This window comes from Myroides phaeus (assembly GCF_900099675.1).
GTDB lineage: Bacteria > Bacteroidota > Bacteroidia > Flavobacteriales > Flavobacteriaceae > Flavobacterium > Flavobacterium phaeum.
Map to the genome: position 1 here is coordinate 64,143 of NZ_FNDQ01000012.1, position 13,553 is coordinate 77,695.

The 13,553-nt window shown below is 33.8% G+C and carries 15 protein-coding genes; 10 read left to right on the top strand and 5 right to left on the bottom strand.

All coding sequences use genetic code 11. The features are described from left to right. Positions 1 to 3 precede the first annotated feature (3 nt). The gene (locus tag BLT46_RS07765) at positions 4 to 879 is read right to left on the bottom strand and encodes an ABC transporter ATP-binding protein (RefSeq protein ID WP_090408735.1); all 876 of its coding nucleotides are present in this window, start codon (positions 877 to 879) and stop codon (positions 4 to 6) included. A 201-nt stretch (positions 880 to 1,080) separates the two neighbouring features. Between BLT46_RS07765 and BLT46_RS13190 the strand changes: the two genes are divergently transcribed. Beyond that, complete coding sequence (locus BLT46_RS13190; protein ID WP_176770741.1) at positions 1,081 to 1,236, top strand: hypothetical protein; 156 nt, start codon at positions 1,081 to 1,083, stop codon at positions 1,234 to 1,236. A 144-nt stretch (positions 1,237 to 1,380) separates the two neighbouring features. On the opposite strand, the gene BLT46_RS07770 is transcribed toward BLT46_RS13190, so the two are convergent. Then, positions 1,381 to 2,412 (bottom strand): cysteate synthase, encoded by a 1,032-nt coding sequence (locus tag BLT46_RS07770; RefSeq protein ID WP_090408843.1) that lies wholly within the window; start codon positions 2,410 to 2,412, stop codon positions 1,381 to 1,383. A gap of 81 nt (positions 2,413 to 2,493) precedes the next feature. Beyond that, the gene (locus tag BLT46_RS07775) at positions 2,494 to 4,554 is read right to left on the bottom strand and encodes a S9 family peptidase (protein WP_090408738.1); all 2,061 of its coding nucleotides are present in this window, start codon (positions 4,552 to 4,554) and stop codon (positions 2,494 to 2,496) included. Positions 4,555 to 5,613: 1,059 nt separating this feature from the next. On the opposite strand from BLT46_RS07775, the gene BLT46_RS07780 reads away from it, so the two are divergent. From BLT46_RS07780 to BLT46_RS07820, 9 genes are all read left to right on the top strand, one after another. Further along, positions 5,614 to 5,856 (top strand): hypothetical protein, encoded by a 243-nt coding sequence (locus BLT46_RS07780; protein ID WP_090408740.1) that lies wholly within the window; start codon positions 5,614 to 5,616, stop codon positions 5,854 to 5,856. After that, complete coding sequence (locus BLT46_RS07785) at positions 5,847 to 6,164, top strand: type II toxin-antitoxin system RelE/ParE family toxin (protein WP_090408743.1); 318 nt, start codon at positions 5,847 to 5,849, stop codon at positions 6,162 to 6,164. The genes BLT46_RS07780 and BLT46_RS07785 overlap by 10 nt, the downstream gene beginning before the upstream one ends. Before the next feature lie 139 nt (positions 6,165 to 6,303). Next, positions 6,304 to 6,627, top strand: a complete 324-nt coding sequence (locus tag BLT46_RS07790; protein ID WP_090408745.1) for a YbaB/EbfC family nucleoid-associated protein — start codon at positions 6,304 to 6,306, stop codon at positions 6,625 to 6,627. Positions 6,628 to 6,631: 4 nt separating this feature from the next. After that, positions 6,632 to 7,381, top strand: a complete 750-nt coding sequence (locus BLT46_RS07795) for a DUF4369 domain-containing protein (RefSeq protein ID WP_090408748.1) — start codon at positions 6,632 to 6,634, stop codon at positions 7,379 to 7,381. A 54-nt stretch (positions 7,382 to 7,435) separates the two neighbouring features. Continuing rightward, a complete protein-coding gene (locus BLT46_RS07800; protein ID WP_090408750.1) occupies positions 7,436 to 8,008 on the top strand; it encodes a Crp/Fnr family transcriptional regulator in 573 nt (190 codons plus the stop codon). A gap of 65 nt (positions 8,009 to 8,073) precedes the next feature. Further along, the gene (gene cobT, locus BLT46_RS07805; protein ID WP_090408753.1) at positions 8,074 to 9,078 is read left to right on the top strand and encodes a nicotinate-nucleotide--dimethylbenzimidazole phosphoribosyltransferase; all 1,005 of its coding nucleotides are present in this window, start codon (positions 8,074 to 8,076) and stop codon (positions 9,076 to 9,078) included. Continuing rightward, positions 9,075 to 9,851 (top strand): adenosylcobinamide-GDP ribazoletransferase, encoded by a 777-nt coding sequence (locus tag BLT46_RS07810; RefSeq protein WP_090408756.1) that lies wholly within the window; start codon positions 9,075 to 9,077, stop codon positions 9,849 to 9,851. Before cobT ends, BLT46_RS07810 begins: the two co-directional genes overlap by 4 nt. Then, entirely contained in the window at positions 9,836 to 10,396 is a 561-nt protein-coding gene (cobC, locus tag BLT46_RS07815) for an alpha-ribazole phosphatase (RefSeq protein ID WP_090408759.1), read from the top strand. Before BLT46_RS07810 ends, cobC begins: the two co-directional genes overlap by 16 nt. Positions 10,397 to 10,493: 97 nt before the next feature. Continuing rightward, entirely contained in the window at positions 10,494 to 10,916 is a 423-nt protein-coding gene (locus tag BLT46_RS07820) for an SRPBCC domain-containing protein (protein WP_090408761.1), read from the top strand. A gap of 38 nt (positions 10,917 to 10,954) precedes the next feature. Here BLT46_RS07820 and BLT46_RS07825 read toward each other — a convergent pair whose 3' ends face one another. Then, positions 10,955 to 11,713, bottom strand: a complete 759-nt coding sequence (locus BLT46_RS07825) for a hypothetical protein (RefSeq protein WP_090408764.1) — start codon at positions 11,711 to 11,713, stop codon at positions 10,955 to 10,957. Positions 11,714 to 11,837: 124 nt separating this feature from the next. Then, positions 11,838 to 13,529, bottom strand: coding sequence for a M23 family metallopeptidase (locus tag BLT46_RS07830; protein WP_090408769.1), 1,692 nt, complete (start codon positions 13,527 to 13,529; stop codon positions 11,838 to 11,840). Positions 13,530 to 13,553: the final 24 nt, after the last annotated feature.

Consider the following 13,553-nt stretch of genomic DNA (forward strand, 5'->3'; position numbering starts at 1 on the left):
AGCTTAATCGTTTTTAAGTGCCACAAAATAAACATCCTCTAAGTTTGGTTTCACTTGTGTAAATCCAGCATCAGCTAAAGAGTTTTGTGAGTAAGCACGTACATTTAGTTTATTGTCTTGGTTGTATTTTCCAGAAAGAATAGTCAATTCTTTGTTTAACACCTCAGCCTCTTCACGAACAACCTCCTTCGTCCAAATCATTCCCTCTAACTTTTGTTCTGCTTGCTTAGGCGTACTTCTTTCTAATAGTTTTCCTCCGTTCAAAATAGCCATCTCGTGACATAATTCATTTACATCATCTACAATATGCGTCGAGAAGATAACCGTATTATTATTACCAATCTCGCGAAGTACATTTAGAAAACGGTGTCTTTCTGCAGGGTCTAATCCCGCAGTAGGTTCATCTACAATAATCAATTTAGGGTCATTTAACAACAACTGAGCAATTCCAAAGCGCTGTTTCATTCCTCCTGAATAACCACTAACACTTTTGCGTCTTACCTCGTATAAATTTGTAACATCCAATACGCTTTTTACAATTTCACTGCGTTGTTTTGCATTTGAAATACCTTTCAAACGCGCGAAATACTCTAACAAATCAAGGGCTGACATATTCGGGTAAACACCGAAATCTTGAGGCAGATACCCCAGTATTTTTCTAAACTCATTTTGCTGTTCTAACACATTGATATCACCAAAATGAATAGAACCACTATCTGGTTTTTGCAACGTAGCAATCGTACGCATTAACGAAGATTTACCAGCACCATTCGGTCCTAATAATCCAAACATTCCTGCACCTATCTCTAAATTTAAACCATCTAATGCTTTAACCCCATTTTTATAAGTCTTACTTAAATTTTCTATAACTAATTTCATAATTCTACTTTTGGTTTACCCTATTAGTGAGTAAAAGACTCTGATTGTTACATCTTTTTTCAAAAAACTTTGATGCTATTGACTATTTGATTTTATAGTATCTATGACTTCTCTTCAAACGCAACTACTATTATATAAAGAATCGCATTAAAATAATTAACTATATTTGAAAATACCTTAACCTTATAAAAACCAACTACTATGTTAAAAAAAGCACTATCTATTCTCCTAATCATTTTAGGAATTTATATGATTTACTTAGGCACAAAAGCGAATATGCTCCCTCCTTCTATCACGGGAATTGGCTTTATAATTATCGCGGCATTATTTAATCTTCCAAAAGAAAAAATAAACTAAAACAGTATTTTTACAAATAACTAAAAAACAACACATTACACAAAAACACATCGTTTGATAGTATCATATGATACTATCAAACGAACTATCACATACAAAAAAAGCACCTCAATTGAGGTGCTTTTCTATAGCATAACGCAAAGCTTACTTCACGTAGTTGATTTCATTTTTAGGCTCTCCATCTAAAAATCCTTGTTGCTCCATCCAAGCGTCGCTATAAATTTTACTCATATAACGAGAACCGTGGTCTGGGAATAACATTACAACAACGCTATCCTTGTCAAACTCACCTTCAGCAGCATATTGTCTTGTTGCTTGTAACACAGCACCAGAAGTATATCCTAAGAACAATCCTTCTGTACGAGCTAATTCGCGAGCAGCTTGTGCAGCATCCTTATCCGTCACTTTCATAAACTTATCAATTACAGAAAAGTCAGTCGCAGTAGGAATAAGGTTTTTACCTAATCCCTCAATTTTATAAGGAGCAATTTCATTAGGGTCTAACTCACCTGTTTCGTGGTATTTTTTCAGTACAGAACCATAAGCATCAACACCTAATACTTTTACGTTAGGATTCATTTCCTTTAAGAACCTTGCAGTACCAGAAATAGTACCACCAGTACCAGAACAACAAACAAAGTGTGTAATCTTCCCATTTGTTTGGTTCCATATTTCAGGACCAGTAGATAAGTAATGAGCCTCCGTATTCAACTCATTAAAATATTGGTTGATATAAATAGAACCAGGTAATTCTTTATGTACGCGTTTTGCAACTTCGTAATATGAACGAGGGTCATCAGCCGCTACGTTAGCAGGACATACATAAACTGTAGCTCCCATTGCACGTAACATATCGATTTTATCCGGAGATGATTTATCACTAACAGACAACACACATTTGTATCCCTTAATAGCACTTACCATTGCAATACTAAATCCAGTGTTTCCAGAAGTAGTTTCTACAATCGTATCTCCAGGTTTTAAAATCCCTTTCTTCTCAGCTGTTTCAATGATATGTAAAGCAATTCTATCTTTTGCAGAATGCCCTGCATTAAAAGCCTCAACCTTTCCGTAGAAGTTTCCTTCTAACTTAGCAGTTGCTTTTGGCAATTTTACTAAAGGTGTATTTCCTACAAAAGACAATACATTATCATACGCTTGAATCTCTTCTTTCATAATTTTATTTTTTATTATAGCCTTCACATTGCTGTATCGACTTCCTTTATACCTAACAAATTTACTAAAAAATAGTGCTAACTATTTCGTAATTCCTTCTAAATCGAACATAAAAGCAAACTCTTTTGCTACTTCTTTTAAAGCTTCAAATCTACCTGAAGCTCCTCCGTGTCCTGCATCCATATTTGTATCTAAAAATAACTGATTGTCATTTGTTTTCATCGCTCTTAATTTAGCAACCCACTTTGCAGGTTCCCAATATTGCACTTGCGAATCGTGTAATCCCGTAGATACATACATATTCGGATAGGCTTGCTCTTTTACATTGTCAATTGGCGAATAAGACAACATATAGTCGTAATACTCTTTATCATTTGGGTTACCCCACTCATCATACTCCCCTGTTGTCAACGGAATACTATCGTCTAACATCGTTGTTACCACATCTACAAAAGGTACTTGTGCAATAACACCATTATACAAATCAGGGCGTTCGTTTACAATAACCCCCATCAACATTCCCCCTGCAGAACCACCCTCTGCATACAAGTGTTCTTTAGAAGTATATCCTTCTTTAATCACGTGTTCAGAACAAGCGATAAAGTCGTTAAACGTATTTTTCTTTTCTAACAACTTACCATCTTCATACCAATCACGTCCCATATCTTCCCCTCCGCGAATATGTGCAATTGCATACACAAATCCTCTGTCTAACAAACTCAAACGCGTCGTTGAAAAATAAGGTTCCATCGAATATCCGTACGAACCATAAGCATATAACAAGAAAGGATTAGAACCATCTTTCTTCATTCCCTTTTTATACACCATTGAAATAGGCACTTTTACTCCGTCTTTTGCTGTAGCCCAAATACGTTCTTCTACGTAATCGTTCTTGTCAAAAGTTCCCAAGACCTCTTGTTCCTTCTTCACCTCTTTCTCTTTCGTTTTCATATTGAAATCAATGATAGAAGCAGGCGTATTTAACGATTGGTAACCATAACGCAAGATGTCTGTGTCAAAGTCAATATTCGTTGTTGTATAAGCGTTATACGTTTCACTTCCGAAAGGTAAATAATACCCTTGTTCAGGATTGTTCCAAGGCAAAATACGCAAGTGAACAAGTCCGTTTGAACGCTCAGAAATAACCAAATAATCTTTAAAAATATCAATATCCTCTAACAATACATCCTCGCGATGAGGGATTACCTCAACCCAGTTTTCTACAGATGTTTGCGTTTCTGTACATTTCATCAACTTAAAGTTGTCTGCATCATCTAAGTTAGTCGTTACATAGAAGTGTTCTCCATAATGAGAAATATTGTACTCCAAACCGCGAATACGCTCTTGGAAAACGCGAAACTCTCCATCTGGGTTATTAGACTCTAATATACGGTACTCACTTGTCAGTGTACTTTCAGAACCAATAACAATATATTTATGTGATTTTTCTTTACTTACATACGTATCAAAAGTTTCATCCTCCTCAAAATACACCAATACATCTTGGTCAACAGCAGTTCCCAATTTGTGTTTATAAATCTTATCTGCTCTAAGCGTTACCTCATCTTTACGAGAGTAAAACAACGTCTTATTATCTGCAGCCCACGTAGAACTACCCGTTGTATTTGTAATTTCAATCGGAGAAATCTCACCTGTAATTAAGTTCTTTACATATAGTGTATATTCTCTACGCGAAACTGTATCCACACCATAAGCAACCCATTGGTTGTCTTCAGAAACGTTTACTCCACGTAAATGGAAATAAGCGTGTCCTTCTGCCATTTGGTTACAGTCAAAAAGAATTTCTTCTTCTGCCTCCATACTGCCTTTTTTACGAGACATAATAGGATAACATTGCCCTTTTTCAAAGCGAGTAATATAGTAATAACCATTGTAGAAATAAGGAACCGAACTATCATCTTCCTTAACTCTCGCTTTCATTTCTTCAAACAAATCCTTTTGAAACTCTTGTGTATGAGCAGTTTGCTCTTGGTAATATGCATTCTCTGCATTTAAGTAATCAATTACTTCTTGATCTTCTCTGTCGTTTAACCAAAAGTAGTTGTCAATTCGTGTATGGTTGTGTGCCGTTATCTTGTGAGGTTTCACCTTAGCAACTGGCGCTTGTATATCTATTTTCATCATATTCATTAAAAGTACAAAAGTAAGGTTTTATAACTTGTAGGCATAAAGTTTAGGCATTTAGATTAAGGGGGAAAAAAAAGAGGTATAACTTTGATAATAAAAATATAAACAGTCTAAACTACAATGGTTACGTAATTTACAATAGTACACTAAAACAGATTAAATAATACGTTTTGCTGTTTACACTTTTCAAGCGAAATTGCTTCAACTCCTTATAAACACAGGACTTAACCAGTATTCGTTACAATCTCATACGGCCTTTAGTCGTAGATGAGTCGTAGATAAGTCGTAGATGGTTCGCCAAAAAGGCCTTTAGGTGAGGTATCTACGGCTTATCTCTGGTGTATCTCCGAACAACCCTTATCCAAAACCCTTTCAATCCCTTTATAGATAAGGGTTTAGAGAGAACTGAGTACAAAAGTGGGACGAAGTTTATAGTGCAGATGATGTCATTTGATAGCAAATGATAGCAGATGATGTCAAAATAACCGCTTTGCCGATTTCTTTGTTTTGACTCTTCCTACTTTTGCAGTAGATATAACAGACATTTATTCTGCTTATCAACCCAATACAAGCTTGCTAAGTTCTTTTATATCCTTCTAAAACAGTAACATTCGTTTATTATTACACAACTATGGTTTTAATCATAGTCGTACCATGTTCGACACTGACACCACACAAATTCGAGAGATGTTCGGAAAACACCCCCTGTTTCCGAGTGAATGTGGGCGTTGTGTCGAACTTGTGTGGTACATGGTATAAACAAAACTCGCCTAAGCCTCGTGTTTACTGTGATACCCAAAACAGCATTTGTGCAATAAACAACTATAATTAAGCAGCAATCAATGTGTTGTTTTTGGAATGCTACCATACTGCTCTCATCAGAATTATGGAAAATGTATGGGAACATAATAAGAGCATTGTGTTTGCTTTTTGGGAGCATACCAAATAAGACCAATAGCATTTTGCATATAATTACTATCTAATTATCAACAACTAAAAAAACAATTTAATTGTTATTATTTTTTTATAACTTTGAATATTAATAAGTTGTAAATGGATATACAAACAAGAAAATTAGAATTCATTAAAGAATTTCTAAAGGTTCACAATGAAGAACTTATAAATCGTTTAGAAAACCTATTGTATGCTGAGCCAATTTCCTATGACGATACAATAGAAGAAGTGATGAGTATTCAGGAACTGAAAGAGAGAGTTGAAAAATCACTTTCTGACTCTAAAAATAATCGTCTTACTTCAAATGAAGATTTACTTTCAGAAATAGAACAATGGAAGTAACGATCTATTGGACAGATTTTGCAAAAGAAGAACTACATTCTATCTATAATTTCACGCGAATTAAGAATAGTGCTAAATTTTCTAAAAAGATTATCAAGAAGATTATTGATTCGATTATAATATTAAAATCTTTTCCTGAACTTGGACAGATAGAAACTTTTTTACAAGATAAAAAACAAAGCTTTCGCTTTATCATTCAAGATAACTACAAAATCATCTATTGGTTCAACAAACCTAACAATAGAATTGAAATCATCGATATCTTTGATTGCAGACAAAATCCCATCCTACTAAATCGCATTAAATAACCTCGTTTCACCTTAATTTTGTCCCTTGTCAACTCACTCAAAAACGACTGCTTTTTATATTTTAAGTATTCTATAACATTTCTGTAGAACTTCAAAAGATTTTAATATTTTTGCTCAACAAATTTTTAATACATTAGATATGTTTGGAGACTTAATGGGTATGATGGGTAAATTACAAGAGACCCAAGCGAAGATTGAAGAAACTAAAAAAAGATTGGATACTGTTCTTATTGACGATAAGAGTAATGATGGTTTATTGCAAGTGACTTTAACTGCAAACAGAACTATTCGTTCTCTTTCTATTGCTGATGAATTAATGGAAGATAAAGAGCAATTAGAAGATTATCTTGTTATGGTATTAAACCGCGCTATTGAAAAAGCGGGTACTATTAACGAAGCTGAATTAGCTGCTGCAGCTAAAGACGGAATGCCAAACATCCCTGGATTAGACCTATTCAAATAAAAATATGAAAAAAATTCTTTACACTCTTTTAATAGCTACTGGAGCACTTTTCGTTTCTTGTAATAAAGAAAGCGGAAAAGGTAACTTAATTGTTACTGGAAAAGTAGATGGCTTTAAACAAGGTAATTTATACTTGTATCAAATACAAGACACTGTTTTTAAAGCAATCGACTCTTTAGCTGTGACTGGCGATTCAAGCTTTAAATTTGATTTAAATATTGATTCACCAGAGGTATTCTTTTTGACGTTAGACAGAGGACATACAAATTCTCAAGACAACCAAATTATGTTTTTTGCTGAACCAGGGCAAATGACTGTTAATACTACTTTGAAGAATTTTTATGCTGATGCTAAAGTAACGGGGTCTAAATCTCAAGAAACATACGAAAACTACTTAAAAACAAGATCTGCTGTTTTAGATAAGCAAAACGAATTGTTAGTAGCGCGTTTCAACGCTGAGAAAGAAAATAATACTGCTAAAATTGATAGTATTACTAAACTTTCTAAAAAGTTTTTGGTTAGAAAATACCTTAACGCTGTAAACTTTGCATTAAATCACAAAGATTCTGATGCTACTCCTTATATTGCATTGACTGATTTATATGATGCAAATGTGAAATACTTGGATACGATTTACAAATCGCTTTCTCCTGAAGTAATGGCACATAAATATGGTAAACAATTAGAAGAGTTTATTAAAGAAAGAAAAGCAATGGAAGAAGAATTAAAGAATAATTCTACTCCTCAAGAATAATTGATTAACGCCCTACTTTTTTCGTAGGGCGTTTCTTTTTTGTTATTTTTGACTATGCCAACATTTTCAGAAAAACTTCAAAGTAGCTTACAACTTTCTGTTGAAGAAATTAAAATAGCAGAAAACTTATTCTCCCCAATTACTTTTAAAAAGGGTGAATTATTACTTGCTACCACGCAAAAGTGTAACCACCTCTACTTTATACAATCTGGCTTTGCAAGAATATATGCTATACAAGACGACAAGGAAATTACGCAGTGGATTAGTATGCCTAATTACTTTGTAACAGACTTATCTGCCTGGTTATTCAACACTACAAGCAAATGGAATATTGAAGCCTTAACACCTATTCAGGCACTTGTGATTTCAAAATCAGATTATCTTACTTTAGAACAACAAATTGCTAATTGGTCTGCAAAAGAAAGAATGTTTATAGCGCATTGTTTTGAACAGATGGAACAGCGTATCTTTCAATTTATTTCTCTTAACGCAGAACAACGATATACGCATTTTTTTAATGAATACATGGGACTATTCAATGAAATACCTCATCAATATATTGCGTCTATTTTAGGAATAACACCAGAGACACTCAGCCGTATTAGAAAGAAATCAATTTCCTTATAAACGTTTATTCTTATACTGATATATTACGAATTAAGTTATATTTGTGTAAACCAACTTACTACACAATGACTTTTGACGAGCAACTTCAAGAAAAAATTGACTTAAAAACAAAACCAATAAAAGCACTTGGACTATTAGAGGATATTGCTTTTAAAATAGGGAGAATTCAACAATCTTTAACGCCACAACTTATTAATCCTACAATTGTGGTTTTTGCAGCAGACCACGGTTTAGCTAAAGAAGGTATTAGTGCCTATCCTCAAGAGGTAACGTTTCAAATGGTCAGTAATTTTCTAAATGAAGGAGCGGCGATTAATGTGTTTTGTAAACAAAATAATATCGACTTAAAAATTGTGGATGCTGGTGTAAACCACAACTTTCCTTTATCTCCAATATTAATAGATGCTAAGGCAGGATATGGTACAAAAAATTTATTAGCAAATCAGGCGATGTCTGAAAGTGAATTAAACTTTTGTTTCAAAATGGGACAAAAGATAGTAGGTGATATCGCTAAAAAGGGTACAAATATTATTGGCTTTGGAGAAATGGGAATTGGAAACACTTCTTCTGCTTCTTTATTAATGAGTGTTTTCTTGGACTTGCCAATTGATAAATGTGTAGGCAATGGTACTGGATTAAATGCAAAACAATTGCAACAGAAAAAACAGACACTTACTGCTGTATTAGACGCACATCCAAAACCAAAAACACCACAAGAAACACTTATGTTCTTTGGTGGTTTTGAAATTGCACAAATGTGTGCTGCTATGTTAGAAGCGTATGAACACAATATGATTATCTTAGTAGATGGTTTTATTGCTTCAAGTGCTTTTTTATGTGCTAATAGAATTAACCCTAAAATAATAAACAACGCGATATTCTGTCATAAATCAGATGAAATTGGCCATAACTTAATGCTTCGCTCTTTAGAACAAAAAGCGATTTTAGACTTAGGAATGCGCTTAGGAGAAGGGACGGGCTGTGCTTTAGCTTATCCTATTATCGAAAATGCTGTTGCCTTTTTAAATAATATGGCAAGTTTTCAATCTGCTAATGTGTCAAACAAATGATTCGGAGGCAACTAATTTATATTGCAACAGCTATTATGTTCTTCACCAGAATACCTATACCGTTTAAAATACCGTATAGCGAAGAAATAATGAATAAATCACAGCGATACTTTCCCTTTATTGGTTATATCGTAGGTGGTGTGGCGGCAGCGAGCTTTTTCTTATTCCAATTCTTATTTTCAATTGACATCGCTATTGTACTATCAATGTGTATCTCTGTGTTATTAACAGGGGCATTTCACGAAGACGGTTTTACTGATGTATGTGATTCTTTTGGTGGTGGTTATGGCAAAGAAAAAATAATGACTATTATGAAGGATAGTCGTATTGGTGCTTATGGCGTAATTGGTATTGTACTGTTGCTTTTACTAAAATTTCTTGCCTTACACGAACTTGGAAGTGCATCTATTTCATTAGTAGTCATTACGCTAATAAATGCGCATATTACCAGTAGATTTCACGCTTCTACAATGATTTACACACATCAATATGTACGCGACACAGACCAAAGTAAATCAAAACCATTAGCTAATAAAAGGTTACCTTATCAATCATTATTATTTTCACTTACCATAACACTTGTTCCCTTTTTCCTTTATAACAACTGGATTTTTATTCTCAGTTTTTTTATCAGCTATTTGGGTAAACTCTATTTAGCTTATTACTTTAAAAAACACATCGGTGGATATACAGGCGATTGTTTAGGAACCATACAACAAGTATGTGAAGTGCTATTTTACCTATCAACTATACTATTATGGAAATTTATGTAATGCGACACACCGCGGTAGATGTCCCCACTGGCGTATGCTACGGTCAAACTGATGTACCCTTGTTAAATGGCTACACAGATGAAATAAAAATAACCAAGCAACGAATACCTAACGATATTGATGCAATCTTTTCAAGTCCTTTGAGAAGATGTACGTTTATCGCAGAAGAATTCAACCAGTTTTACTCCACTGATGATAGGCTATTAGAAATGGATTTTGGAGCTTGGGAAATGCAACCTTGGGATGAGATTTCGAAACAAAGTTTTGACAACTGGATGAGCGATATTGTGAATACATCTCCTCCTTATGGGGAGAACCTTATGACTGTACAACAAAGAGTAACGTCCTTTTTAGACGAATTAAGACAGCAGAAATACAACAAGGTTTTATTAATTACACACGGAGGTCCTATGAGATGTATGTGGAATTATCTTTTGAATACGCCTTTAGAAAATACATTCAAAATTCCTGTTGGCTATGGTGAGGTCTTGCACTTTAACCTTGGAGAAACGAAGAAAGACGACTATATCGTTGAAAAAATGTAGGCATACTATAGCAACTTCTCAGAAGGTATTTTCTTGATTAAAGTCAATAGTTCTTTGTTTGTGAAGTCACATCTTTGTCATATATATACTTGACAAGATGAAAATAGAAACACGTATAACTATTCAAGCGACTAAAAAACAAATTTGGGATGTATTAATGGACTTTCAAGAATACCCGAATTGGAATCCCTTTATTTCGCATATAGAAGGACAGGCTGTGATTGGAATGCCTTTGTTTATTCAACTTCCTACAATGTCTTTTAAACCAATTGTATTTAGCAATAGAAAAGAACGCTACTTTAGTTGGAAAGGAAAATTACTATGCAAAGGTATTTTTGACGGACACCATTGTTTTACAATAAAACAGATTAATGAAGGACAATGTGAGTTTTACCACTGTGAAGAATTTTCAGGAATCCTTGTTCCTTTCTTGAAAAAAAAATTACAAACTGAAACTTTAGCTGGTTTCATTGCGATGAATAAAGCTTTAAAAGAACAAGTAGAAAAGGTGCATTTATAACATAAAAAAAGCTCGTTGAATCAACGAGCTTTTTTATCTTATTCTAAAATTTCTATTTCTTTCTCTACACGTAAAGGGTCGTAACTAATCACTTCCCAATCTTTATCTAATAAATTGATGTAGTAATAATTTACATTATCATCTTTATCAAACGCACCATTTTTATTAATATCTTCAATTGTTCTAAAGTACAATCTATTTTGAGCATCTATTACAGTCCAATCTAACACTTCGTGTAAGTTTTCACTCAACCTTTTAAAACTTTTCCCATTAGACCTACTAATGTAGAGTGTCTTGATGTCATTAGAGTCAATCTTACCATCTCTATTTGTATCCGCGTCAAAAATACTATACACTAAAATATTCTTATTGAATTTCTCGGCAATAGTGTTTAAATAGGTAACACTTTGGATTTGTATTTTAGCATCCGTCAAGGGTCTAATTTCTAAAGAATCTTTGTGTTGAAACATCAAATTCTCAAGATATCCTGTTAATTCAAAAGGTGCATAATTTGAAACAGTATAAGAAGTTTGACTTACTTTACTCATACCACTTTTAGAAGTATAGCTATAAACGCGTACTTCACCAACTGGGTGAATTAAATAATTAGACTGCCCCATTAAAACAGGTAAGTCAGCGATACGAATATCCTCTGCTCTTTCTTTTTCTTTTACTGGTTCAGTACCAACCGTAGAAGAACTCTCGTCTTTATAACTAACTTTTGGCTTCCCTTCTTCTTGTTTACAAGCTCCAAATACTAAAAATATTCCTAAAAACAATCCTACGCCTAATTTCATAATATGAGTGTTTAATAAATCAAAGATACTTAATTCGTGTTTTTATACATCAAAATGAGTAATCTATTTTTTAGCTAAAGTTCCCTACAACTATATAGACTACCCTTAAAAACATATTCATTGCCTATTTAATGAAGAAATGAGATTCAAAAACACCTTCATTTCCTACATTATCAGTAACTTTTATAACAACGTCATTTCTTCCTGAAACAACAACCTTATCGCTAAACTTATGTACAATTTTCTTTGTTTTATAATCGTAATCTAACAAAGCCCATTTTCCGTTAATTGTTCCCACAATAGATGAAATACCAGCTACATCATCAGAAATTAAAAAAGAAACTTCTGTTGCACTACTAATCCATTGTCCTTCTTCAAAACTCGGTTTGTAAATCTTAGGTGCTAATTCATCCGTTAAAATCTTATAGTCTCCAAAACTCTTTGTGTAGATAGTCCACAGATTTCCTTTTTTAGTTGTTTTGAAATAATCTCTTTTTCCCCCATCAACACGAGCGATAAATGCTTTATCTCTATTTGATATATCCATATTAGAAGTATCAAATGTAATGGCAATACTTTTCGCCATTGGAACAACAGGCTTATGTAATTTCAACACATTATTTGCAACAGACATATTCATTTCAAAATCATTGTAAAACGCTTTAACAGGTATACTCACTGTTACGTTCTCCTTTTCAAAAATATAATCTCTATCTGCATTAATTTTATACTCTCCCGACTCCACTTTTCTTGTATTCTGAACTACTTCATCAGCATATTCAACCGGAATGCTAATTGTTTTTGTGTTTCCGTGATAATCAGCCAGCACGATTTTATACGTATAATTCTCCCCTGCTTTCACATTAATTTGTCCTTTAGAAGCATCTATTGATAAAACCGAAAGATTATAAGGTTTGTCATAAAACAACTTCTGTACTTTCTTTCTTGTTGTAACAAAGCGTTCATAGTCAATTAATGCATTAACCAATCCGCTTTCAGCAAATGAAAAACGGTCGAACTTATAATTAAAGACGCGCTTGCTATTTACAAATGTTTCAACAGCATAAACACCATTTTTATTTGTGTTGAAATTAGCCGTATCGTGAATATCAATTCCAAAACCAATAGTCCCTTTCGCTTTAATAGGCGAAACTAAAAGCGTTCCATCACTTTGAGTAACATACGATAATTGCTGAGGAATTTGTCCTTGGTTTACAACTGCATCATCACTCAATGGATAGACAAAAACGGCATTAACAGAAGGAACCTGCGTATCAGTCAACATTTTATCCATTCCCTCACCCAATGGGTTTAAGATTTGTTGCGTCTGCGTATCTCTAAACTCATAGTGTAAATGTGGTCCACCAGAGCCACCCGTATTACCAGTATAGGCAATAATTTGTCCACGTTTTACAGCAAGTTGATTTTTACGAGGAAATATTTCAATTTCAAAACTCTTTTCAGCATAATGTCTGTTTTTCACTAAATCCGCAATTTCGCCAGCATAGCTATCCAAGTGTCCGTAAACAGTTGTTTGTCCATTTGGATGATCGATATATAAAGCTTTACCATATCCCCAAGTAGAAACTTTAATTCGCGATACGTAACCATCAGCAGGAGCATAAACCGGTAGTCCTGTACGCTGTTGCGTCTTAATATCAAGTCCGGCGTGGAAGTGAGTTCCTCTTAACTCTCCAAAATTACCAGAAGCATTAATAGGAATATGTAATGGATTGTCAAATTGAAGGGCGTTGTTATTTTGAGCGTAAACACCGAAACCGCATAAGATAATACCAGTAAGTACTCTTACATTCATAACAATAAAACTTTTTGGCTAAAA